Below are 23,654 nucleotides of genomic sequence, written 5' to 3'. Positions count from 1 at the left end.
GCTCCTATTCAGCCGCCACGCGCGCCGGCGCGGGCTTGAAATCCTCGGGGAAATGCGTGATCGAGCTCATCACCGGGTAGGGCGTGAAGCCGCCCAGCGCGCAGAGCGATCCGAACTTCATCGTGTTGCAGAGGTCAGTGACCAGAGCGAGGTTCTTTTCCGCCTCGATTCCGGCGGCGACCTTGTCCAGAACCTCCACGCCGCGCGTCGAGCCGATGCGGCAGGGCGTGCACTTGCCGCAGCTTTCGATGGCGCAGAACTCCATGGCGAAGCGCGCCTGCTTCAGCATGTCGGCGGTGTCGTCGAACACGGTGATGCCGGCATGGCCGATCAGCCCGTCGCGCTTGGCGAATTCCTCGTAGTCGAACGGCGTGTCGAACAGCGCCCGCGGGAAATAGGCGCCGAGCGGGCCGCCGACCTGCACCGCCTTCACCGGACGCCCAGTGGACGTGCCGCCGCCGATGTCGTCGACGATCTCGCCCAGCGTCAGACCGAAAGCCGTCTCGAACAGGCCGCCATGTTTGACGTTGCCGGCGATCTGGATCGGGATCGTGCCGCGCGAGCGGCCCATGCCGAAATCCTTGTAGTAGGCAGCGCCCCTGTCCATGATGATCGGCACGGAAGCCAGCGAGATGACGTTGTTGATCACCGTCGGCTTGCCGAACAAGCCTTGGATCGCGGGCAGCGGCGGCTTGGCGCGCACCACGCCACGCTTGCCCTCGAGGCTGTTGAGCAACGACGTTTCCTCGCCGCAGACATAGGCGCCGGCGCCGACGCGGATTTCCATGTCGAAGGCGTTGGGCGAGCCCAGCACATTGAGGCCGAGCACGCCTGCCTTGCGGGCGATCGCGACTGCCTTGTTCATCGTCGCCACCGCATGCGGATATTCCGAGCGGATATAGACGAAACCCTTGGTCGCGCCTGTGGCGATGCCGGCGATCGCCATGCCTTCGATCAGCACGAAGGGATCGCCTTCCATGATCATGCGGTCGGCGAAAGTGGCGCTGTCGCCTTCGTCGGCGTTGCAGACGATGTATTTCTGCTCGCCCGCCGTATCCAGCACCGTCTTCCACTTGATGCCGGTCGGGAAGCCGGCGCCGCCGCGGCCGCGCAGGCCGGATTCGGTCACCTGTTTCACGATGTCCGCGGGCGCCATCGCCACTGCATTCTGCAGGCCGTTCAGGCCGCCATGCGATTTGTAGCTGTCGAGTGACAGCGGATCGATGATGCCGCAGCGCGCGAAGGTCAGCCGCGTCTGCTTGGCGAAGAAGGGGATCTTGTCGGGGGAGCCCAACCAGCGCTTGTGATGGCCGCCCTTGAGGAAGCCGCTGTCGAACAGGCTCTTGACGTCGGACGGCTTGACCGGCCCGTAGGCGACGCGGCCCTCAGCCGTCGCCACCTCGACCATCGGCTCCAGGAAATAGGCGCCGCGCGAGCCGTTGCGCACGATCTTGGCTTCGACGCCGCGCTCCTTGAGCTCCTTCTCGATCGCCTTGGCGACCTTTTCGGCACCAAGCGCCAGCGCGCCGGAATCTGCCGGGACATAGATGCGCGGGATCATGAACGTACCTCCGCGACGATCTCTTCGATCTTCTCGTCATCGAGCCGACCGATGACTTCGCCGTCGAGCATCGCCGACGGCGAGCAGGCGCAAAGCCCGAGGCAATAGACCGGCTCCAGTGTAACCGATCCGTCGCGCGTGGTCTCGTGGAAATCGATGCCCAGCAACTGCTTGATCTTGGCCGCGACGGCGTCCGAGCCCATCGATTGGCAGGCTTCCGCCTGGCAGAGCTTCAGCACGTGCCGCCCGGCGGGCTTGGCGCGGAAATCGTGATAGAAGCTGACCACGCCGTGCACCTCGGCCCGCGACAGGTTCAGCCCGTCGGCGATCACCGGCAGCGCGTCTTTCGGAACATGCCCGAACTCTTCCTGTATGCTGTGCAGGATCGGCAGCAACGGGCCTTCGAGGCCCTTCATCTCGTCAATGATCGCCGCCGTGCGCGACGCGATCTCGGTACTTGCGGCCTGCATGCTCACGCAGCGCCCTCCCTGGTCGTGGCGGCCAATGTATGTCACCCCAGCATATAGAGCGGTTTCGGGGCAACGACATGCATAGGGCGCAATATCGCTAAGTCCTTACGAAATCAGAGGAAACCTCCGAAATCAATAAAGCGCTTTCGTCGCTTGATAGAAATTTTCTATCAAGCTCCATCGGCTCGCATTGTCTAACCTAGCGGTGGGCGCGGAAATCGTCCGCCAGCGCCATCGCCTCTCCCAGAAGCGCCTGCACCAGCGGCGTGTGCGGCTCGCGCGGCGCCGCCACCAGCCCGACCGTGTGGCTGGCGTCCGGCTCGACGATCGGGATGGCCCGGATGGGCTCGGAAAAGCCGAACGTTTCCGCAAGGTTGAGCGGCATGATCGACGACCATTTGCCGGTGCGGATATGCGAGAACAGCACGATCATCGAATTCGATTCCAGCGTCGGCCGCACCTGCACGCCGGCTTCCGCCAGATGCTGGTCAATGATGCGGCGGTTCTGCATATCCGGCGTCAGCAGGCAGAGCGGCAACTGGCTGATCTCCGCCCATGTCACTTTGTCGCGGTCGGAATAGGGGTTTCCGACCGCGGTGATCAACTGGTAGCGCTCGTCATAGAGCGGCACGCTGGTCACGCGGCCGAGCGGCTCGTTGTCGAGATAGGTGATGCCGGCATCGACGTCGAAATTACCGAGCAGCGACAGCACTTCGATGGATGTACGCGACAGCACCGAGAAGGTGACGCCCGGATGCTTTTCGCGGAATGGCGTCGTCAGCCGCGCCACCATGGCGAGGGCCGTCGGGATCGCGGCGATGCGGATGCGCCCGGACAGGCCGTGGCGCGCCGCCCGCATCTCCTCGCGCATCGTGCGGGAGTCGCCGACGATGCGGCGCGCCCAGCCCAGCACCTGCGTGCCCTCCGGCGTCAGCCCCTGGAAGCGCGAGCCGCGCAGCACCAGCATGACGCCGAGCTGTTCCTCGAGCTGCTTGATGCCGGCCGACAAGGTCGGTTGGGTGACGCCGCACACCTCCGCGGCCCGGCCGAAATGCTCCTCCTTGGCGAGAGCGATGAAGAATTCCAGTTTGTCGATCATGCCGTCCGATCCGCCGCGGTTTGCCCAAGGGTCGGGGAAATCGCCCTGCTTCGCAAGACGCATGCGCAATCGGCCTCGTCCACATTTTGAGCCGGCTATCTGTTTTCCCGCGCCGCGCGTGGCGTTTTGTGAGATAGGTGGAAGCAGGGAGGACGACATGCTGGGTTGGTTTCGCAAGCTGTTGCCGCGCGAGGATCGCTTCTTCGACCTGTTCGAGCGGCATTCGCGCACCGTGGTCGGCGGCGCCGAAGCCCTTGAGCAACTTCTCCAGGGCAAGGACATCGACCGCTGGTGCCAAGAGATCATCGATCTCGAGAACGAGGCTGACGGCATCACCGCCGAGGTCCTGCTTGCCGTCAGGCGCTCCTTCATCACACCCTTCGACCGCGGCGACATCAAGGATCTGATCCAGTCGATGGATGACGCCATCGACATGATGCACAAGACCGTCAAGACGGTGAAACTGTTCGAAGTGAGGGAATTCGATCCGCTGATGCGGGAAATGGGCGGCGTCATCGTCCAGGCCGCCCGGTTGGTCGCCGAGGCGATCCCGCTGCTCGGCAAGGTCGGCGCCAACGCAGCGCGCCTCAACGCCATCGCCGAGGAGGTAATGCGCGTCGAGGGCCGCGCCGACGATCTGCACGAGCATGGCCTGAAGGATCTGTTCAAGCGTCATGGCCGCAGCGAAGCCATGGCCTATCTGATCGGTTCGGAGATTTATGGCCAGCTGGAGAAAGTGGTCGACCGTTTCGAGGATGTCGCCAACGAGATCAGCGGCATCGTCATCGAGAACGTTTAGGCGATGGACGCCACGATCGCCTTTCCCCTGCTGGTCGGCCTCGTTGCCGTGGCGCTGTTCTTCGATTTCCTCAACGGCCTGCACGATGCCGCCAACTCGATCGCGACCATCGTCTCCACCCGGGTGCTCAGGCCGCATTACGCGGTGCTGTGGGCGGCTTTCTTCAATTTCATCGCCTTCCTGTTCTTCGGCTTGCATGTCGCTGAGACGGTGGGAAAAGGCATCATCGACGCCAGCATCGTCACGCCGGCGGTGATTTTTGCCGCACTCGTCGGCGCCATCGTCTGGAATATCGTCACCTGGGTCGCCGGCATTCCGTCGAGCAGCTCGCACGCGCTGATCGGCGGGCTGGTCGGCGCCGGCGTCGCCAAGGCAGGCCTGGGCGCCATCGTTTGGTCGGGGCTCGGCAAGACTGTCGCGGCCATCGTGCTCTCACCGGCGACGGGATTCGTGCTGGCGCTCGTCCTGGTACTCATCGTCTCCTGGCTGTTCGTGCGCCAGACGCCATTCGCGGTCGACAACAGCTTTCGCGTGCTGCAGTTCTTTTCCGCCTCGCTCTATTCGCTGGGACATGGCGGCAACGACGCGCAGAAGACCATGGGCATCATCGCCGTGCTGCTCTTTTCGCAGGGCGCGCTCGGCCCGACTTTCCATGTGCCGCTGTGGGTGGTGCTCACCTGTCAGTCGGCACTGGCGTTGGGCACGCTGCTCGGCGGCTGGCGCATCGTCCACACCATGGGATCGAAGATCACGCGGCTGAATCCGATGCAGGGTTTTTGCGCCGAGACCGGCGGCGCCGTAACGCTTTTCGCCGCCACCTGGCTCGGTGTCCCGGTTTCGACGACGCATACCATCACGGGCGCCATCATCGGCGTGGGTGCCGCCCGCCGCGTCTCCGCCGTGCGCTGGGGCATCGCCGGCAATATCGTCGTCGCCTGGGTGATCACCTTGCCGGCGACGGCGGCGATTTCGGCGTTGACCTATCTCGCCACAAGGCTGGCCGGATGACGGGTTCCGGCCCCGCCTGAGAGTGGGCGCTATTTGCCCACCAGGTTCAGGATGTTGCCGTCGGGATCCTTGAACCAGGCCACCTTCATGCCCGAGCCGACATGGATGTCGCCTTCGAGCGACAGGCCGGGCATATCATAGTGCTCGAAGGTTATGCCCTTCGACCGCAGCGATTTGACGATCGTCTCGATCCGGTCGCCGACCGCCCAGGTTGCGGCCGTCGCCTTGTTGGTGCCGGCGAATTGCGAGCGATAGACATTGAGGAGCGTGTCACCGCTTTTGTAGACGATCAGCTCGCCATCCATGTCGTCCACTTGGCTGAGGCCCAGCGTGCCCTCGTAGAACGCCCTTGCCTTGGCGATGTCCTTCACCGCGAGATTGGCTGTCACATTGCTGTTTTCAAGCATGACCGTCTTCCTTCCCCGGTTGTCGTGATGGCGATGGAGATAGCGCGGGCGCACCGTTTGGCTATGACCGGGCCCGAACCTGCGCAACGGCCATGGCCAAAGCCGACACCATCCGTCGCTTTCCGGGGCACGCCGGGCGAGCCGTTGCGCCACGGCTTGGTTCTGCCGGCAAACTGCACTATCTGGACGCCAAACGCCGAGGAAAGATCATGACCGTTACCAAGGAATCCGTCATCGAGCGCCTGAAGACGGTGAACGGGCCGGACTTCACCGGCAACATCGTCGATCTCGGCATGGTTTCCGAGATTTTCATCGCCGATTCCAAGGTCTTCTTCTCGATCACCGTGCCCGCCGCCCGCGCCCAGGAGCTGGAGCCGCTGCGTGCCGCGGCCGAGCGCGCGGTGAAGGCTATCCCCGGCGTCGCCAGCGCGGTCGTCGCGCTGACGGCGGAGAAAAAGGGCGGCGGCATGGAAGCGCCGGTTCCGCCGCGTCAACCTTCGCAGGCTGCACCGCAGCGGCCGACTCCGCAGCCGGCGCCGCAGCGCCCTGCGCCGCATGCGCCCACCTCGCAGAGCCATGGCAGGCGCGGCGTGCCCGGCATCGACGCCATCATCGCCGTCGCCTCCGGCAAGGGCGGCGTCGGCAAGTCGACCACCGCCGTCAACCTGGCGCTCGGCCTTGCTGCCAACGGGCTGAAGGTCGGCGTGCTCGATGCCGATATCTACGGCCCGTCCATGCCCAGGCTGCTCAACATCCACGGCCGGCCGCAGACCGTCGACGGCAAGGTGCTGAAGCCGATGCAGAATTACGGTCTCAAGGTGATGTCGATGGGCTTCCTCGTCGATGAGGAGACGCCGATGATCTGGCGCGGCCCGATGGTGATGTCGGCGCTGACGCAAATGCTGCGCGAGGTCGAATGGGGTCCGCTCGACGTGCTGGTGGTCGACATGCCGCCCGGCACCGGCGATGCCCAACTCACCATGGCCCAGCAGGTGCCGCTCGCCGGCGCCGTCATCGTCTCGACGCCGCAGGATCTGGCGCTGATCGACGCCCGCAAGGGCCTCAACATGTTCAAGAAGGTCGACGTGCCGCTGCTCGGCATCGTCGAGAATATGAGCTACTTCCTCGCTCCCGACACCGGCAAGCGCTACGACATTTTCGGCCATGGCGGCGCGCGCCGCGAGGCCGAGCGCCTGGGCGTCACCTTCCTCGGCGAGGTGCCTCTGGAAATGGGCATCCGCGAAAGCTCGGACGCCGGCGCCCCGGTCGTCGCCTCCAAGCCGGAGGGCGCGGAAGCAAAGATCTACCGCGATATCGCCAGCAAGGTCTGGGAAAGGGTCCAGGAAGAGCGCGGCGCCGCCGAAGCCGCCGTGCCAAGCATCGTGTTCGAATAACTCCCCTTTCCTTTGAGGGTCAGGCGCCGACCTTCTCGCCGAACGTCGAGAAGAACTGCCCTGCCAATTTCTTCGATGTCGATTCGATCAGCCGGCTGCCGAGTTGCGCGATCTTGCCGCCGACCTCGGCCTTGGCGGCGTATTTGAGCACTGTCGAGTCTGCCCCGTCGGCGGTCAGCGTCACGTCGGCGCCGCCCTTGGCGAAACCGGCAACGCCGCCCTTGCCTTCGCCCTGGATGGTGTAGGAATGCGGTGGCTTGAGGTTTTTCAGCGTGACTTCGCCGTTAAAGGTCGCCTTGATCGGGCCGATCTTGAGCACCACGGTCGCAGCCATGGCGGTGTCCGAATTCTTCTCGAGACTCTGGCAGCCGGGAATCGCCACCCTCAGGATCTCCGGGTCGTTAAGGGCTTCCCACACTTTCCCGATGGGTGCGGCGATCCGCTCCTCGCCTTCGATCACCAAAGCCATCAAGACCTCCCGCATTGCTGATGCCGGTTGGTCGTAGCGCGCGGCCCGAAACAAGTCTATCGCACCAAAGTCCGGGTTCCGGCTGCGCCTGCCTCTTGCCTGCATGGACGCATTGTCCTATCGATTTGTCATACAAATACGGAGACCACCATGGCAGGCGCCCCCACCAAGAAAAAGAAATTTCGCTCGCAGGAGTGGTTCGACAATCCCGACAATCCGGGCATGACGGCGCTCTATCTCGAACGCTACCTCAATTACGGCCTGACGCGCGCCGAGCTGATGTCGGGCAAGCCGCTGATCGGCATCGCGCAGACCGGTTCCGATCTTTCGCCCTGCAACCGGCACCACCTCGAGCTCGCCAAGCGCGTGCGCGAGGGCATCGTCTCGATGGGCGGCATCCCCTTCGAGTTCCCCTGCCATCCGATCCAGGAGACCGGCAAGCGCCCCACCGCCGCGCTCGACCGCAATCTTGCCTATCTCAGCCTGGTCGAGGTGCTCTACGGCTACCCGCTCGACGGCGTCGTGCTGACCATCGGTTGCGACAAGACCACGCCGGCGCTGCTGATGGCGGCGGCCACCGTCAACATTCCGGCGATCGCCCTGTCGGTCGGCCCGATGCTCAATGGCTGGCACAAGGGCAAGCGCACCGGGTCCGGCACCATCGTCTGGGAATCGCGCCAGCGCCTGTCTGCCGGCGAGATCAACTATGACGAGTTCATGGACATCGTCGCCTCCTCGGCGCCGTCGACCGGCTATTGCAACACCATGGGCACCGCCACCACGATGAACTCGCTGGCCGAGGCGCTCGGCATGCAACTGCCGGGCTCTGCCGCCATTCCCGCGCCGTACCGCGAGCGCGGTCAGATCGCCTACGAGACCGGCAAGCGCATCGTCGACATGGTGCATGAGGATCTGAAGCCCTCCGACATCATGACGCGGGAGGCCTTCGAGAACGCCATCGTCGTCAACTCGGCCATCGGCGGCTCCACCAACGCGCCGATCCACCTCAACGCCATCGCCCGCCATCTCGGCGTGCCGCTCGACAATGACGACTGGCAGAGGATCGGCCTCGACATCCCGCTGCTGGTCAACCTGCAGCCGACGGGCGAGTATCTCGGCGAGGATTATCATCATGCCGGCGGCGTGCCGGCGGTCGTCGCCGAACTGATGAAGGCCGGGCTGCTGCCGCATCCCGGTGCGATCACCGCCAACGGCAGGACGATGGCCGACAATTGCAGGGATGCCGTTAACGAGAACTACGACGTCATCCGCAGCGCCGACAAGCCGCTCAAGGCCAATGCAGGCTTCATCAACCTCAAGGGCAATCTGTTCGATTCCGCCATCATGAAGACCAGCGGCATCTCGCCCGAATTTCGTGAGCGCTACCTCTCAAACCCGAACGATCCCGAGGCCTTCGAAGGCAACGCCATGGTCTTCGACGGGCCGGAGGATTACCACGCCCGCATCGACGATCCGGCGCAGGGCATCGACGAGCACACGATCCTGTTCATGCGCGGCGCCGGTCCGGTCGGCTATCCGGGCGGCGCCGAGGTGGTCAACATGCAGCCGCCGGCCTACCTGATCAAGAAGGGCATCCACGCCCTTGCCTGCATCGGTGACGGCCGCCAGTCCGGCACGTCGGGCTCCCCGTCGATCCTCAATGCCTCGCCTGAAGCCGCGATCGGCGGCGGGCTGGCGCTGCTCAAGAGCGGCGACCGCGTCCGCATCGACCTGAAAAAGGCCACGGCCAATATCCTCGTCAGCGACGAGGAGATCGCCAAGCGGCGCGCCGCGCTGCAGGCCAATGGCGGCTATCACTATCCCCAGCACCAGACGCCATGGCAGGAGATCCAGCGCGGCATGGTCGACCAGTTCTCGGCCGGCATGGTGCTGAAACCGGCGGTGAAATACCAGGACGTCGCCCATACCAGCGGCGTGCCGCGCGACAATCACTAAGCCTATTTATTCGGCCGATCAAAGGGGCGGCTTGCCGACGGCGAGCCGCCCTTTCCTGTTGCCCTTGTTTCATCTCCAAGGAACCCACAGATAAGCTCGACCTCGGCAGCTCAGGAAGGGACAGATCATCGTGGCGAAACGGCGCTCTTCCCTCGGCTTTCTCGGCATGTTCGGCCGCTCCGGCGATCTGCGCCAGCTCGACGACGCGTTGCGTGCGGCCGACCTGCATCCGGCGCTGGTACCAGAGGGCGTGAAACTCACCATCGTCAACCTGATGAACGACCGCTGGCCCGACGAGCCGCCGGCGGACGCCTATGCATCCGTGGCGCAGCTCTGCGGCTATTGCGTCGCCGGGCGCCATGTGTTCGAGCAGGCCAACGGCCGCGAGCCGACATTGCAGGTCGAGCGCCGCATCGAGGCGGCGCTGGAGGCCGGCGACAGTTTCGACGCGCAGATCGTGCTGATGACGCTGCACGCTAAGCTGATCAACGCCGAGGTCGTCGAGCGCTACGGGCTGAGCGCGGAATGATCAAACGAACAGGATGCGTTGAGATTTCGGTCAGGCCGAGTCGAAAATGGCGGGTTCCGAGAACCGGCCTACGCCGGCCGTAGCCTTAACTTCCGCGCCGCCGCCCATGAGTGCTTCGGCCGGCGAAGGCGGAAGCGCAGGAAGGCATCGTTTGCAGGCCGGCCTCACCTGAATATTAGCCGCCCATCTTGCTGCGCGGCAATTTGATCATCTCGCCGAAGCGGGCGCGCAATTTGTCGTCCAGCAGGCGCGAGACATGGCGCGGGAAGCGCTCGGCAAGCACGCGCTTCTTCTCCGCGATCGCCCGCGACAGGATGTCGGGCCGGCCCTTTTCGTTCCATTCCTTGGGCGAGAAACGGTCGCCGACGGCGGGATAGAAATATTCCGTCTGCATCAGCTTCAGCGTCTGATCGTTGCCGAGATAATGGCCGGGGCCCTTGAGGCAGACATCGGCGATGGTATCGATCGACAGCGCATCGTCGGTCACCTCGATGCCGCGCACGCAGCGCAGGCAATGTCCGAGCATATCGTTGTCGATGATCAGGCTTTCGAGGCAGAAGCCGAGCAGCGAGGCATGCATGCCGGCCGATTCATAGACCAGGTTCAGGCCGGACAAGCCCGCCATGACATTGGTGATGCCCTTCTCGTAGCCGGCCTGGATGTCAGGCAGCTTCGAGTCCGACATGCCGGCGGCCGAGCCCCCGGGCAGGTCATAATATTGCGCCATCTGTGCGCAGGCCGCGGTCAGCACTGCTTGCTCCGCCGAGCCGCCCGACATGGCGCCGGTCCTGAGGTCGGAAACGAACGGCCAAGTGCCGAAGATCGCCGGATGTCCAGGCTTGACGGCATTGACATAGACCAGGCCCATCAGCACTTCCGCGACCGCTTGCACGACGGCGCCGGCAATGGCGGCAGGTGCGGTGGCGCCGGCCTGGCCGGCCGACAGAAGCAGGATCGGAATGCCGCCTTCGACGCAGGCCTCCAGCACGCCGCAGGCGTCCTCGGCGAACTTCATCGGCGGCACGACGAAGCAGTTCGAGTTCGACACGAACGGCCGCGCCCGGAAATTCTCCTCCCCGCCGGCGATTGCATAAAGCATTTCCAGCGCTGGCTTGACGTTCTCGCGCACGGTGAACGAGGTGCCGACATGCTTGGACGTCCCCATCACGCAGGCATAGAGCGTGTTGAAATCCATATCGAGCGGGTCGGGAATGTCGCGCGGCACCATGGTGCGCTGGAAGAAGTGGATGTTGTCCAACCCATCGACCAGACGGGCGGCGTCGTAGAGGTCCTGCAGCAGCGATTCGCGATATTCGCGCTTCTCGACATCGACCAGATGCACCGCCGCGCCCGCCGTGCCGTAATGCACGCGTTTGCCCTGGATCAGCATGTCGTGCTTCGGATCCTGGCCATGGAGGGTGAAGTTGCGCGCCGCCTTTTTGATCGTGTCCAGCACCAAGGCGCGCGGCAGCCGAACGCGGCCGTCATCGCCGTGGGTGGCGCCGACCCGGGTCAGCGCCTCGATGCAGGACGGTATGGCATTGGCGAAGCCGACCGTTTCCAGCAGCGTCAGCACCGCTTCGTGGATGCGCTCGCGGTCGTTCTGGCTCAATGGGCCATAGCTGCCGCCTTCAAGCCCCGGCCGCACCGGACGGATGTCGTCGGCCAAGGGCGCTGCCCGCATCGCGCGGCGCGCTTCGCGCCCGCCGGAACGCCGCGAACGCTGGTCCGACGACGATTCCTGCTTCTCGAGAGCCACTGACATGGAAGCACTCCACCTTTTGTCTTTTTCTGCGCGGCGAACGCGGCGGTTGGTCCACCATCGGCTGCCTCGTCCCCTTCTGGCTCCGACTATGCCGCCGGCATTGGCACAGCCTATGGGCCAAGCAATCCCGTCGAATATGCCAGAGTGCTAAAGCGGCAAACATGCGCCCAAACAAAAAGAGCCGGCGCGGTGCCGGCTCTTTTTCAGGAGGTCCGTGGCGATCAGGCGGCGGCGGGCCTGCGCCCGGCGGCGGTGGCAAGTTCGCGGATGCCCGGCTCGATATGCTGCAGCGAGATCGAGGAGATGCCCAAGCGCATGAAACGAGAGGGCTTTTCGCTGCGATCGAAGAACCGGTCGCCGGGTTCGATGATGACGCTGCGCGAAGCGGCCGCTTCCGCAAGGCCGCGTGAATCAGTGCCGCGCGGCCCTTCCAGCCACAGCGATGTGCCGCCCGCCGAGTCGGTCGAACGCCACTCTGGCAAGAAGGCGGAAATCGCATGGACCAGACGCTTGCGCCGTTCGTCGAAGGCGGTGGAAAGCCTGCGCACCAGCGCCTCGTGATGGCCGAGCGACAGGAACAGCGCAACGGCGCGCTGATTGTTCGCCGGCGGGTGCCTGAGCATGAAGCGGCGCAGTGCGCGAAGCTCGGCGATCAGCCCGGCCGAGGCCACGATGTAGCCAAGCCTGAGACCCGGAGCCAGCGTCTTCGACATCGAGCCGACATAGATCACGCGGCCGGAACGATCGAGGCTCTTCAGCGCCTGCTGCGGCGCCTCATCGAGCAACTGGCTGTCATAGCCGTCCTCGATGATGATCTGGTTGTTGCGGTTGGCGCGTGCCAGGAGATCCTGCCGCCGTTCCGCCGACAACGGCACCATGGTCGGGCAGTGGTGGCTGGGCGTGACGAAGACGAAGCCGGAATCGCTGGGGATCGCCGAGGTCACGATGCCCGACTGGTCGACCGGAACCGGCTGGATATCGGCGCCGGCCAGCCGGAAGATCGAGCGGGCGTCAGGATAGCCCGGGTCTTCCATGGCCACTTTCGAGCCCTTGGTCATCAGCAGCGTGGCGAGCATATAAAGCGCGTTCTGCGCGCCCAGCGTCACGATGATCTCGTCCGGATTGGCGAAGATACCGCGCCGCGGCAGAAGCCTGGCCTGGATCTGTTCGATCAGCAGCGGATCGTCGCGATCCACCATGTCGGACGCCCAGTTGCGGATCTCGAGCACCGCCAGCGCCATGCGGTTGCACTCGCGCCATTCGGCGGTCGGAAACAGCGCCGGATCGAACTGGCCGTAGACGAACGGATAGGAGGACTTGATCCAGTTGTCGTGCTTGGCCGGCGGCGGCATGTCGCTCGCGGCGATCTGCCGGCGCGCCTTCCAGTCGATCTCATTCTGCTGGTCGGGCGCTTTCTGGTGCGGCTTGGCGGGGGTGGCCAGCACGTCCGGATTAACGAAATGGCCGCGCCGTTCGCGCGCCACCAGGAAGCCCTGGTCGACCAGCTGCTGGAAGGCGAGCACCACTGTGCCGCGGGCAACCCCGAGTTTTTCCGCGAGAATTCGGCACGACGGCAACGGCATCGAGGCGGCGATCTGTCGGTCGAGAATGGCCGCGACGATCGCCTGGCGGATCTGCGCCTGGAGGGTTTGGCCGGATTCAGCCGAAATCCGGAACAGGCCGGACCATATGGCCGTGTCATTGCGCTGTGGCATGGGAAATCTTCCTCGGACGGCCAGCTGTTTTCACTTGGCTGGACCAGTGGAGTGTATGGGTGGCATAAGGGGTTGCGCCAATCAATTTTTCTGATCGCTGGGATTTATGCCAGTGATCTATCAAGCGCGACGCGAAGCGTCGTCGCCGCACGTTCAGGCGCGATGCGCAGCATCCAAGCGCGATGCGCAGCATCCAAGCGCGATGCGCAGCATCCAAGCGCGATGCGCAGCATCGTCGCGGCCCAGCCGAGGCGCGATGCGCAGCATCGTCGCGGCACTGTCCCAAGGCGCGATGCGACAGCATCGTCGCCCTCCGCCCAGCGCCCCGCCGCGAAAGCCCCGCACCTCACCATCCAACACCGCCCCTCATCAAAGCGTGAATGCGGTGCGGCAAAGCCGCGCTTGAACGAAATGGAAATCGGCTCGATAGAATGACGCGCCGACACGCGCCGGAAACATCCAGCCTGTTAAAATGGTCTAAAAACCCGCCAGGAGCCCGCCAGTGGATCAGTCAGCCTTCGACAAGCAGGTCACCGCTCTGCGTGAGCAGCGTGCGGCGGCCAAGGGCACAATGCGCGAGGCCTTCGCCGCCGATCCCAAGCGCTTCGAGGCATTCTCCGTCACCGATGGCGACCTTCTGCTCGACTGGTCGAAATGCGCCGTCGACGCAAATACGATGACGATGCTGGAAAAGCTCGCCGCCGCCGCCGATCTCGCCGGGCGCCGCGCCGCCATGTTTGAGGGCGAGAAGATCAACATCACCGAGAACCGCGCCGTGCTGCACACCGCGCTGCGCAACCTGACCGGCAAGAGCGTGATCGTCGACGGCCAGGACACCAAGGCCGATGTGATCGCCGTGCTCGACGCCATGGGCGCCTTCGCCGACGCCATCCGCTCCGGCAAGGCGGCCGGCGCCACCGGCAAGAAGATCACCGACATCGTCAATATCGGCATCGGCGGCTCGGACCTCGGCCCGGCGATGGTGACGCTGGCGCTCGCGCCCTATCATGACGGACCGCGCGCGCATTACGTCTCCAATGTCGACGGCGCCCATATCCATGACACGCTGAAGGGTCTGTCTGCCGAGACGACTTTGTTCATCATCGCCTCCAAGACCTTCACCACGGTCGAGACGATGACCAATGCGCAGACGGCGCGCGATTGGGTTCAGAAGGCGTTGGGCAAGGAAGCGGTCGGCAAGCATTTCGCCGCCGTCTCGACCGCCCTCGACCTAGTGGCGAAGTTCGGCATCGAGCAGGACCGTGTCTTCGGCTTCTGGGACTGGGTCGGCGGCCGCTATTCCGTCTGGAGCGCCATCGGCCTGCCGGTGATGATTTCCGTCGGCCCGCGCAATTTCCGCGCCTTCCTCGACGGCGCGCATGAGATGGACGAGCATTTCCGCTCGGCGCCGATGCAAAAGAACCTTCCGGTGCTTCTGGGGCTGATCGGCTGGTGGCATCGCGTCGTCTGCAAATATCCGGCCCGCGCCGTCATCCCTTACGACCAGCGCCTGTCGCGCCTGCCGGCCTATCTGCAGCAGCTCGACATGGAATCGAACGGCAAGAGCGTCACGCTGGACGGCACTGCGGTCGCCACGCCGACCGGCCCGCTGGTCTGGGGCGAGCCCGGCACCAACGGCCAGCATGCCTTCTTCCAGCTCCTGCATCAGGGCACCGACTTTATCCCGGTCGAATTCCTCGCCGCCGCCGTCGGTCACGAGCCCGAATTGAAACACCAGCATGATCTTTTGCTCGCCAACTGCCTGGCGCAGTCGGAGGCCCTCATGAAGGGGCGCACGCTGGAAGAGGCGCGCGCCCAGATGCTGGCCAAGGGCATGAAGCCGGCCGACGTCGACCGCATCGCGCCGCACCGCGTCTTCTCGGGCGATCGCCCCTCGCTGACCATTCTCTACAGAAAGCTCGACCCGCGCACGCTCGGCCGGCTCATCGCGCTTTACGAGCACCGCGTCTTCGTCGAAGGCACGCTGTTCAATATCAATTCCTTCGACCAATGGGGCGTCGAGCTCGGCAAGGAACTGGCGACAGGCCTGCTGCCTGTCGTGGAAGGCAAGGAGACTGCCGCAAAACGCGACGCCTCGACTGCCGGGCTGGTGGGACATATCCACCAATTGCGCGGCGCGGAGTAAACGGGATTGGCGGATATCAAGGGAATATTGTTCGACAAGGACGGCACGCTTGTCGACTTCAACGCGACCTGGCTCGGCGTCGCCGACTTCATGGCGATGGATGCCGCCGAGGGCGATCGCTGGAAAGCCGATCGGTTGCTCGCCGCCGCCGGCTTCGACTTCGTCACAAAGCGCTTCAAGCCGGATTCGATCTTCGCCTCCGGCTCGAACATGGACGTCGTCGAGCTCTGGTTCCCGCGTCTGTCCGAGGAAGATCAGATGCACGCCGTTTCCCGCTTCAACGAGATCACCTCGGCGCAAGGTTCGGCTATGGCGGTCGCACTGCCGGGCGTCGTCGACTCGTTGCGGGCCTTGCACAAACGATCCTATCGCATGGGCGTCGCCACCAACGATTCGACCAGCGGCGCCGAAAAGACGCTGGCTACGCTGGGCATCGCGCAGCTCTTCGATGCCGCCTTCGGCTATGACGCCGTTGCTAACTCCAAGCCGGCGCCCGACACGGTCGTCGCTTTCTGCGACCTGACCGGGTTGAGGCCCGGCGAGATCGCCATGGTCGGCGACAACCGACACGATCTCGAAATGGCCCGCGCCGGCGGCTGCGGCCTGGCGGTGGGCGTGCTCTCCGGCACCGGCACGCGCGACTCGCTGGCGCCGATGGCGGACGTCGTTCTGGACTCGGTCGCCGACCTGCCGGATTTTCTGACTGCGCGGGTGAACGTGCCGGCGGGTTAGACCGGGCGCCGTCCCAGGAAGACGCCTCAATCAGCCATTCTCCGATGCGACTGCTTCTTGGCCCGATTGCCGCAGCTGTTCATCTCGCACCACCGTCGCGAACCGTTCTTCGTGCGATCTATGAAAAGCCAGCGGCAGTCGTGCGGCGGGCATTGTTTGAGACGCGATAGTTCGTCGCCGCGAAGCAGGTCGAGAGCCGACCACGCGATTGCCCCGGTGATGCGATTGGCGCCTCGGAAATGCAACGACACCGGCGATCCAGCGAGCGCGGCGGTTCTGAGCGCTTCGGCCGCGTATCTTCGGATGGTATCGAGCGCGGCAGCGGGAGGTTCGTCGCCGTGAGCGATTGCCGAGCCGGCGTCGCTTACGGCGCGGCGAAGGGCGAGAACGTCTTTGACCAAAGCTTTGTGGTCGGCCGAAGGAAGGGCGAAATCATCGTCGATCAGGCCCGTTTGCCTTGACCACGCCAGGATGTCCGCCGCCGTCGCGAGATGGTCGATTTCCCGGTCGGTGCCGCGCCGACTGATGGTGTTGGCGAGGTCAAGGGCCAGGTTGCCGGCGATACGATGGGGAAATGACATTGGTGACGGCTTTCATTTCCTCGCTGCGTTGGCGCGGTTGCGCCCAAACAACGCCAATCCTGCGGCTACCAACAACAGTGCGGCGCCGCCGATCTCGGCCGCTCCGACCTTTTCGCCGAACAGCCAAACGCCTACGGCCAGTGCAACGATGGGCGAGATGAAGGCATAGAGCCCGGCGCGGGCGGTGCCCCATTGTTCAAGCAGACGCAGATAGATCGTGTAGGCTACGATGGTTCCGAGGAGGGAGAGGAACAACAGGCTTGCCGCAGCCGGAGCGACGTCGATTTTTCCTGGCAGCGTCGCCGAAACCTCGCCCAGAAGGAACGAGACGACGATCAGCGCCGCGCCGCCGAGAACGGCGTGGATCGCGGTGAGCGTCAGGGGCTTGATCGGGCCGATCAGCGGCCGCGCAATGACGCTCCCCGCGCAGTAGCACGCCGTGCCGGTCACGATAGCGGCAAGGCCCAATCCGTTTCCGGATTCCTGCTCGACAAGACGCGTCCAGAAGAGGCCAAGGAGACCTGTGCAGCCGAGCGCCAGCGCCAGGCCGTGCCGCCAAGTGGGCCGCTCTTCTCTGAGCAGGACTGCCAAGCCAAACAGAAGCACCGGAACCAGCGCGAGATTGACCAAGCCGGATAGGCCGGACGGGACCGTTTGCATGCCCCAGAACAGCAGTCCGTAGGTTCCGGCATTCGTCAGCAGGGCCGATATGATGACTCGCATCGACCGGCCTTCCGCGAAGGCCGATAAGGCTCCCTGTGTCCAAAATGCCAGGATTCCCGCGGTCAGCAGATAGCGCAGCCCCGCCAGAAGGATCGGGGGAACGCCGGCCTCCAGGCCGATCTTGACTGCCGCCCAGGTCAGCCCCCAGATCAGCGCCATGAGGCCGAACAGGGCGAGGTTGCTCATGGCGTCGTCAGCGCAGATTCTGATCGTCAACGAGGATGCGGTGGATTTCGATGCGCTCGGGCAGTTCGATCAGAAATTCGGCGTCGCGGTCCAGATGATGGACTTTGATCGGATCGCCTTTGGTGAAAGCGGTCATCGCCTCAATGTCGGGCCAGTAGGAGATGGTCGTGAACCAGGTCTCGTCTTCCCGGTCCTCGCGAAAGAGCTGGACGCCGAGCGCAGTCTGCCGAAGCGAAGGAATGCCCTCTGCCTTCAAATAGCTTTCGTAGCTGTTCGCGACATCGCGATGGGTGCGGCCGCGCCAGACGCGTGCGATGGTTGGTTTCGTCGCCATGTTTGTCTCCTTGGGTTCCGGGTTTCGCAGAGAGCCGTGCCTACGGCAACGTTCGCGAGAGGAAGTCGCGCACCAGCCGCAGGGCTTCCTCGAAATGTGTTTCCAACAGCCAATGGCCGGCCTCGTCGAGGATATGGAGTTCCGCATTCGGGAGGTCGCGCCGATAGGCGAGCGCCGACTGCTCGGGCATGTAGCCGTCCTGCGGTCCCCAGACGATCAGCGTCGGCGGTCGGTGCTCGCGCAGATAGGATTGATATCGCGGGAACCATTCGATGTTCTGCTCGAGCTTTTCCATCAGCCGGACCGACACCGCCTTCCGGATCGGTGTGTTCATGAGCGGCCAATGCAGCTTCCACAGATCGGGAGGGACGCGGCTGGCGACGTCTTCGGAGACCTCGCCAATGAACTCCTTGCGGAATCCCTCCTCGCTGACCGCCTCCTCAAGCGGACGGTGCCTCTCGACCGATTTGTCTGCCCACCAGGCTTTGATCGTGTCGTATTTCGGCCCGAGCACATCCTCGTAGATGTCGCCGTTCTGGATGACCAGCGCCGCGATCCTGTCAGGATGCGCTATCGCGTGACGGAGGCCGATCTGAGAACCGTAATCGTGGAGCCAGAGCGCATAACGCTCCAAATGCAGCGCATCGGCAACGTCAGCGAGAACGCCGGCATAGGCGTTGAAATCATAGTCGAACTCGGCGGGGTCCGGTGTGTCGCTGTAGCCGAATCCAGGCCAGTCGAATGCTACTGTTCGCCAGCGGTCGGCCAAGCCCGGCATCAGGCGTCTGAACTGGTAAGACGAGCACGGGTAGCCATGCGGCAAAAGAAGAACGGGAGCATCGGGCGGCCCTGCTTCCCGCAGAAATATCGTGTGGCCGCCGATCTTTGATCGACGGTGATTTGCGTCGTGGATTTCCATGACTGCTCCGTCTCTTCGTTAGAACTGGTAAAACGGGTTTAGCTGGTCCCTGTTCCGAGCTTTGCTCTCGGAACCATCAATAAGAAAGTGCTGTGTGACCGGTGGCGCCCGAGGTGAGGCGAGGGGCGATTGCTGGACTCCTTAGTCGCCCTTTATCGGACAAAGGCGAACACCGCGCTGGGCCTGGGTTCGCTGCCGCCGTTTCCGCCGACATCCGGCACGTGATATTCGCCGAGCAGGCAAAGCCGTGGCCTGGGCAGCCAGGCGCGGCCGGGATCGCCGACCAGCACATCGATGCCGGCGGCGAGGCAGCGGTCGAGGAACGGCATCATCCGCTGCCCGACATCCTGCGCGTAGAAGACGTCGCCGGCGAGCACCAGGTCGACCACCGGCGGGGGGCCGTCGGTGAGGTCCTTGTCGTGTATCTCGATGGCGACGCCGTTGGCTTGCGCATTGAGGCGGAGCGCCACGATGCCGTTGCGGTCGATCTCCGCCGCGATCACCGCGCGCGCTCCGGCTTTTGCCGCGGCAATTCCGACCAACCCCGAGCCGGCGCCGAGGTCGAGCACGCGTTTGCCGGCTACGATTGACGGACGGTCGAGGATATAGCGCGCCAGCACGGTGCCGCCGGCCCAGGCATAGGCCCAGTAAGGCGGCTGTGGCTCGGCCGCGATCTCGTCGCTCTCGTCTTCCGGTTCGAGCAGCCGCCGCAGTCCGCTGCCGGGATGCGCCTGATAGAGTAGCACCTCCGGCACTGACGGCACCGGCGCCAGCCGCATGTTCGCCTTGATGAATTCCGCCGGATCGAGCCGCTTGTCTCGCTCCCGTGCCTTGCCGGCGGAACAATCGCTCAAACCTGGTCCCGCAGCGCCCGCCGCAGGATCTTGCCGACCGGTGTCTTCGGCAACTCGGTGCGGAATTCGATGAATCTCGGCCGCTTGTAGCCGGTCAGGTTCTCGCGGCAATAGGCCATCAACGTCTCGACGGTGAGCGCCGGATCCTTCTTCACCACGAACAATTTAGGCACCTCGCCGGAATGCTCGTCCGGCACGCCGATGGCCGCCACTTCGAGCACGCCGGGGTGATGCGCCACCACCTCTTCCAGTTCGTTGGGATAAACGTTGAAGCCGGAGACCAGGATCATGTCCTTCTTGCGGTCGACGATCTTGGTGTAGCCGCGCTCGTCCATGAAGCCCATGTCGCCGGATTTGAAGAAGCCGTCCTTGGTCATTGCCTTGGCGGTCTCGTCGGGCCGGTTCCAGTAGCCGGCCATAACCTGCGGGCCGCGGATGCAGATCTCGCCCACTTCGCCGAGCGGCACGTTGTTGCCGTCGTCGTCCCGAATGGCGATCTCGGTCGAAGGCAGCGGCAGGCCGATCGTGCCGGTGAAATCGGCCGAGCTGAACTTGTTGGCGGTCGCCACCGGCGAGGTTTCAGAGAGCCCATAGCCTTCGCTCACCGGACAGCCGGTCAGCGCCTTCCAGCGCTCCGCCACGCCCTTCTGCACCGCCATGCCGCCGCCCAGCGTCAGGATCAGCGGCTTGAAGTCCAGCTTGCGGAACTCCTCATTGTTGAGCAGCGCGTTGAACAGCGTGTTGAGGCCGGGGAAGATGTGCATCGGGTATTTCGCCAGTTCCTTGACGAAGCCCCGGATGTCGCGCGGGTTGGGGATCAGCACGTTCTGCGCGCCCTGCTGCATGCCCATCAGCGCGTTCACCGTCAGCGCGAAAATGTGATAGAGCGGCAGCGCGCAGATGAAGTTGAGATGCGCCGGCTTCGGCTTGACCGTATAGGCGTCCTCCACCCACAGCGAATTCTGCGCGACGTTCGAAAGCACGTTGCGATGCAGCAGCACCGCACCCTTCGAGACGCCGGTAGTGCCGCCCGTATATTGCAGGAAGGCGATGTCGTCGCCGGAGACCGTCGGCGGCTTGAAGGCGATGCTCGCGCCGGTCTTGAGCACGGCGTTGAATTTGACATGGCCAGGCAGCGACCATGCCGGAACCATCTTCTTAACGCGTCGCACCACGAGGTTGACGATGGCGCCCTTGAGGCCGCCCAGCATGTCGCCCATGGCGGCGACGATGACATGCTTGACCGGCGTCCTGGCGATCACCGCCTGTAGCGTGCTGGCGAAGTTCTCGAGGATAACGATCGCCTGCGCGCCGGAATCCTTCAGCTGGTGTTCCAGCTCGCGCGGCGTGTAGAGCGGGTTGACGTTCACTACGGTGTAGCCGGCGCGCAGTATGCCCATCATCGCCACCGGATATTGCAGCACGTTCGGCATCATCAGCGCCACGCGCGCGCCCTTCTCCAGGCCTCTCGCCTGCAGATAGGCGCCGAACGCGGCCGACAGCCGTTCGACCTCGGCATAGGTGATCGACTTGCCCATGCATACGAAAGCCGGCCGCCCGGCGAATTGCTTGCAGGCGCCGACGAGGAACTCGCCGATGGACTTGTAGGGCAGGGCGCCGATCTCGGCCGGCATGTTCTTGGGATAGCTTTTCAGCCACGGCTTTTCCGGCAGGCCGACGGTGAGCTCGGTGATCGCCTTCGGCAGGCTCTTCGAGGCAGGCTTCGCGTTGTCCGTCGCTGGCGCCGTCTTCGCGGCGGGCGACTTCGCGGCCGCTTTTCCGGCTTTTGCCGCCGCGGGCTTGGCAGCGGCCGGCTTTAGGGCTGACTTTGCGGTCGTCTTCGCCTTCGGTGCGGCTGCGGCCTTGGCAGTCTTGGGCGCATCGCTTGCGGCGGCGCCCTTGGCCTTTGCGTTCACCGGGGCTGTCGTCTTGGCTGCTTTTGCCACCTGTCTCTCCCTGTCGCCTTCGATCTCGGCGCCCGCTTCCAGGGAAGCGTCCTCCACGCCGTCGCGGATTTTCGGGAAATCCCGCCCATAGTCTATGTATTGCCTCTATCGGCGACGGTGCAAGCCTTGCCCTAGCGGCAGGGTGGGGAAAGATTTGCCGTCGAAATCTGATGATCCGGACACTTCCGCAGCATGTCCGGCGGCGGGCAGATCTCCGGCAGTCGGGGCCTGTCGGCTCGTTTTAACAGGCGGGCGATCAATAAAAAAATGCCGTCGTTAATAATGTTGTGAGCAGAAAAAACTACTCATTTTTTCTGCGGTTTGAGCAAACGCTAGATTCTTTTCCTGCTTCCCATGGGGTACGCAAACGAGGTGTTCCAAAGGCGAAGAAACGGTGCTTATATGCGCCCTTCGCGAGCCTGATAGAGGGGCTTGAGAGAACATCAGGGAGTGGTCAATGAAAAAGACAATGACTTTTGCAGCCGCGTTGCTGGCTGCAAGCGTCCTCAGCGGCATGGCCAGTGCTAAGACGCTCGTTTATTGCTCGGAAGCGTCGCCGGCCAATTTCGATCCGGGTACGACGACCGGCGGCAACGACTTCGACGCGTCTTCGCGCACCGTCTATTCCCGCCTGGTCGAATTCAAGCATGGTGGCACCGAGATCGAGCCCGGCCTGGCAGACAAGTGGGAAATCTCTGACGATGGCCTGGTCTATACTTTCCATCTGCATCCGGGCGTGAAGTTCCAGACCACCGACTATTTCAAGCCGACGCGCGACCTCAACGCCGATGACGTCGTCTTCTCCTTCGATCGCCAGTTCAACAAGCAGAACCCGTGGAACGGCGACAAGTATCTGCCGAACCTCACCTGGGACTATTACACCGGCATGGACATGCCGAAATACGTCGCCAAGTGGGAGAAGGTCGATGACCTCACCGTCAAACTGACGCTGACCGAGCCGAACGCGCCGATGCTGGCCAATCTCGGCATGGATTTCGCCTCGATCGTGTCGAAGGAATATGCCGACCAGCTCCAGAAGAACGGCAAGATGGCCGACTTCTCGACCAAGCCGGTCGGCACCGGCCCGTTCCAGTTCGTCGACTACCAGCTGGATTCGGTCATCCGCTATGCTGCCAATCCCGACTACTTCAAGGGCAAGGAAAAAATCGACGATCTCGTCTTCGCCATCACGCCTGACGCGACCGCCCGCATCCAGAAGGTGCTCGCCGGCGAATGCGACGTCGCGCCCTATCCGAACCCGGCCGACATCGCCACCATCAAGACCAACAAGGACGTGACGCTGATGGATCAGGCCGGCCTGAACATCGGCTATATGAGCTACAACACCACGATCCCGCCGCTCGACAAGCCGGAAGTGCGCCATGCGCTCAACCAGGCAATCGACCGGGAGGCCCTGATAAAGTCGCTGTTCCAGGATGCCGGCGCGACGCCCGCCGAGAACCTCATCCCGCCGACCATGTGGTCGTGGAACAAGGACGTGAAGACCGATACCTACAATCCGGAAGCGGCCAAGAAGGTTCTCGCCGATGCCGGCTTGAAGGAAATCCAGCTCTGGGCTGCCGATCGCGTTCGTCCCTACAACCCGAACTTCCAGCGCGCGGCTGAGCTGATCCAGGCCGACTGGGCCAAGGTCGGCGTCAAGGCGAACATCGTCAACTACGAGTGGACGAAGTATCGCGAGGAAGGCAAGAAGAAGGACCGTCCCGGCGCCTTCCAGATCGGCTGGACCGGCGACAATGGCGATCCGGACAATTTCTTCGCCACTCTCTTCGCCTGCTCCGCCATCGGCGTCTCGAACTACTCCAGCTGGTGCGACAAGGATTTCGAGGACCTGATCCAGAAGGCCAAAAAGACCAGCGACCAGGCCGAGCGCACCAAGCTCTATGAGCAGGCGCAGGTGATCTTCGCCAAGCAAGCGCCTGCTTTCCTGCTCGCTCACAGCCAGGTTTACGCGGTCGTTCGCAATAATGTCACCGGCTTCAAGATGGACCCGCTCGGCATTCACCGTTTCGACGGCGTTGACAAGTCCGAGTAATATTG

General features: G+C 63.9%; 21 protein-coding genes. 8 read left to right on the top strand and 13 right to left on the bottom strand.

Annotated elements, in window-relative coordinates; translation table 11 throughout:
* Positions 1 to 4: 4 nt before the first annotated feature.
* The 3 genes from FJ423_RS19030 to FJ423_RS19020 all read right to left on the bottom strand — a co-directional run bounded on the left by FJ423_RS19030 (position 5) and on the right by FJ423_RS19020 (position 3,130).
* Positions 5 to 1,561, bottom strand: a complete 1,557-nt coding sequence (locus FJ423_RS19030; RefSeq protein ID WP_140843892.1) for an NADH-quinone oxidoreductase subunit NuoF — start codon at positions 1,559 to 1,561, stop codon at positions 5 to 7.
* Entirely contained in the window at positions 1,558 to 2,037 is a 480-nt protein-coding gene (locus tag FJ423_RS19025; protein WP_095766057.1) for a formate dehydrogenase subunit gamma, read from the bottom strand. The genes FJ423_RS19030 and FJ423_RS19025 overlap by 4 nt, the downstream gene beginning before the upstream one ends.
* A gap of 193 nt (positions 2,038 to 2,230) precedes the next feature.
* On the bottom strand, positions 2,231 to 3,130 hold the full coding sequence (locus FJ423_RS19020) for a LysR family transcriptional regulator (protein ID WP_140843890.1): 900 nt from the start codon (positions 3,128 to 3,130) through the stop codon (positions 2,231 to 2,233).
* A 157-nt stretch (positions 3,131 to 3,287) separates the two neighbouring features.
* On the opposite strand from FJ423_RS19020, the gene FJ423_RS19015 reads away from it, so the two are divergent.
* Positions 3,288 to 3,929, top strand: a complete 642-nt coding sequence (locus tag FJ423_RS19015; protein WP_140843888.1) for a DUF47 domain-containing protein — start codon at positions 3,288 to 3,290, stop codon at positions 3,927 to 3,929.
* A 3-nt stretch (positions 3,930 to 3,932) separates the two neighbouring features.
* Positions 3,933 to 4,937, top strand: coding sequence for an inorganic phosphate transporter (locus FJ423_RS19010; protein WP_140843886.1), 1,005 nt, complete (start codon positions 3,933 to 3,935; stop codon positions 4,935 to 4,937).
* A gap of 29 nt (positions 4,938 to 4,966) precedes the next feature.
* On the opposite strand, the gene FJ423_RS19005 is transcribed toward FJ423_RS19010, so the two are convergent.
* Complete coding sequence (locus FJ423_RS19005) at positions 4,967 to 5,344, bottom strand: VOC family protein (RefSeq protein WP_140843884.1); 378 nt, start codon at positions 5,342 to 5,344, stop codon at positions 4,967 to 4,969.
* 206 nt (positions 5,345 to 5,550) lie between these two features.
* Here FJ423_RS19005 and FJ423_RS19000 point away from each other — a divergent pair, with 206 nt between their 5' ends.
* The gene (locus tag FJ423_RS19000) at positions 5,551 to 6,738 is read left to right on the top strand and encodes an Mrp/NBP35 family ATP-binding protein (protein WP_246680200.1); all 1,188 of its coding nucleotides are present in this window, start codon (positions 5,551 to 5,553) and stop codon (positions 6,736 to 6,738) included.
* 19 nt (positions 6,739 to 6,757) lie between these two features.
* Here FJ423_RS19000 and FJ423_RS18995 read toward each other — a convergent pair whose 3' ends face one another.
* A complete protein-coding gene (locus tag FJ423_RS18995; RefSeq protein WP_140843880.1) occupies positions 6,758 to 7,207 on the bottom strand; it encodes a carbon monoxide dehydrogenase subunit G in 450 nt (149 codons plus the stop codon).
* A 150-nt stretch (positions 7,208 to 7,357) separates the two neighbouring features.
* Here FJ423_RS18995 and FJ423_RS18990 point away from each other — a divergent pair, with 150 nt between their 5' ends.
* Positions 7,358 to 9,163: an IlvD/Edd family dehydratase gene (locus FJ423_RS18990; RefSeq protein ID WP_140843878.1), complete on the top strand. Its 1,806-nt coding sequence runs from the start codon at positions 7,358 to 7,360 to the stop codon at positions 9,161 to 9,163.
* 130 nt (positions 9,164 to 9,293) lie between these two features.
* Positions 9,294 to 9,692, top strand: a complete 399-nt coding sequence (locus FJ423_RS18985; protein WP_095766051.1) for a hypothetical protein — start codon at positions 9,294 to 9,296, stop codon at positions 9,690 to 9,692.
* Positions 9,693 to 9,867: 175 nt separating this feature from the next.
* Here FJ423_RS18985 and FJ423_RS18980 read toward each other — a convergent pair whose 3' ends face one another.
* Both FJ423_RS18980 and FJ423_RS18975 read right to left on the bottom strand, forming a co-directional pair.
* Positions 9,868 to 11,457: a trimethylamine methyltransferase family protein gene (locus tag FJ423_RS18980; protein ID WP_140843876.1), complete on the bottom strand. Its 1,590-nt coding sequence runs from the start codon at positions 11,455 to 11,457 to the stop codon at positions 9,868 to 9,870.
* A gap of 221 nt (positions 11,458 to 11,678) precedes the next feature.
* Positions 11,679 to 13,172, bottom strand: a complete 1,494-nt coding sequence (locus FJ423_RS18975; RefSeq protein ID WP_140724443.1) for a PLP-dependent aminotransferase family protein — start codon at positions 13,170 to 13,172, stop codon at positions 11,679 to 11,681.
* Between the two features lie 502 nt (positions 13,173 to 13,674).
* On the opposite strand from FJ423_RS18975, the gene pgi reads away from it, so the two are divergent.
* Positions 13,675 to 15,318 (top strand): glucose-6-phosphate isomerase, encoded by a 1,644-nt coding sequence (gene pgi, locus FJ423_RS18970; protein WP_140843874.1) that lies wholly within the window; start codon positions 13,675 to 13,677, stop codon positions 15,316 to 15,318.
* Between the two features lie 6 nt (positions 15,319 to 15,324).
* Entirely contained in the window at positions 15,325 to 16,050 is a 726-nt protein-coding gene (locus FJ423_RS18965; RefSeq protein ID WP_095766047.1) for an HAD family hydrolase, read from the top strand.
* A 26-nt stretch (positions 16,051 to 16,076) separates the two neighbouring features.
* Here the strand turns inward: FJ423_RS18965 and FJ423_RS18960 are convergent, their stop codons facing one another.
* The 6 genes from FJ423_RS18960 to FJ423_RS18935 all read right to left on the bottom strand — a co-directional run bounded on the left by FJ423_RS18960 (position 16,077) and on the right by FJ423_RS18935 (position 21,593).
* Positions 16,077 to 16,631, bottom strand: a complete 555-nt coding sequence (locus FJ423_RS18960) for an ABATE domain-containing protein (RefSeq protein WP_140843872.1) — start codon at positions 16,629 to 16,631, stop codon at positions 16,077 to 16,079.
* 12 nt (positions 16,632 to 16,643) lie between these two features.
* Positions 16,644 to 17,540, bottom strand: coding sequence for an EamA family transporter (locus FJ423_RS18955; RefSeq protein ID WP_140843870.1), 897 nt, complete (start codon positions 17,538 to 17,540; stop codon positions 16,644 to 16,646).
* Positions 17,541 to 17,547: 7 nt separating this feature from the next.
* On the bottom strand, positions 17,548 to 17,874 hold the full coding sequence (locus FJ423_RS18950; RefSeq protein ID WP_140843868.1) for a hypothetical protein: 327 nt from the start codon (positions 17,872 to 17,874) through the stop codon (positions 17,548 to 17,550).
* 40 nt (positions 17,875 to 17,914) lie between these two features.
* The gene (locus FJ423_RS18945; RefSeq protein WP_140843866.1) at positions 17,915 to 18,793 is read right to left on the bottom strand and encodes an alpha/beta hydrolase; all 879 of its coding nucleotides are present in this window, start codon (positions 18,791 to 18,793) and stop codon (positions 17,915 to 17,917) included.
* 152 nt (positions 18,794 to 18,945) lie between these two features.
* The gene (locus FJ423_RS18940) at positions 18,946 to 19,647 is read right to left on the bottom strand and encodes a 50S ribosomal protein L11 methyltransferase (RefSeq protein ID WP_246680197.1); all 702 of its coding nucleotides are present in this window, start codon (positions 19,645 to 19,647) and stop codon (positions 18,946 to 18,948) included.
* Entirely contained in the window at positions 19,644 to 21,593 is a 1,950-nt protein-coding gene (locus tag FJ423_RS18935) for a long-chain fatty acid--CoA ligase (protein WP_140843864.1), read from the bottom strand. The genes FJ423_RS18940 and FJ423_RS18935 overlap by 4 nt, the downstream gene beginning before the upstream one ends.
* Positions 21,594 to 22,050: 457 nt before the next feature.
* Here FJ423_RS18935 and FJ423_RS18930 point away from each other — a divergent pair, with 457 nt between their 5' ends.
* On the top strand, positions 22,051 to 23,649 hold the full coding sequence (locus FJ423_RS18930; RefSeq protein ID WP_140843858.1) for an ABC transporter substrate-binding protein: 1,599 nt from the start codon (positions 22,051 to 22,053) through the stop codon (positions 23,647 to 23,649).
* The last annotated feature ends 5 nt before the right edge of the window (positions 23,650 to 23,654 follow it).

It is taken from the genome of Mesorhizobium sp. B2-8-9 (assembly GCF_006439475.1).
In the GTDB taxonomy this organism is placed as follows: domain Bacteria; phylum Pseudomonadota; class Alphaproteobacteria; order Rhizobiales; family Rhizobiaceae; genus Mesorhizobium.
The sequence above is the reverse complement of the archived record's forward strand: the minus strand, read 5'-3'. Positions and strand labels throughout refer to the sequence as shown.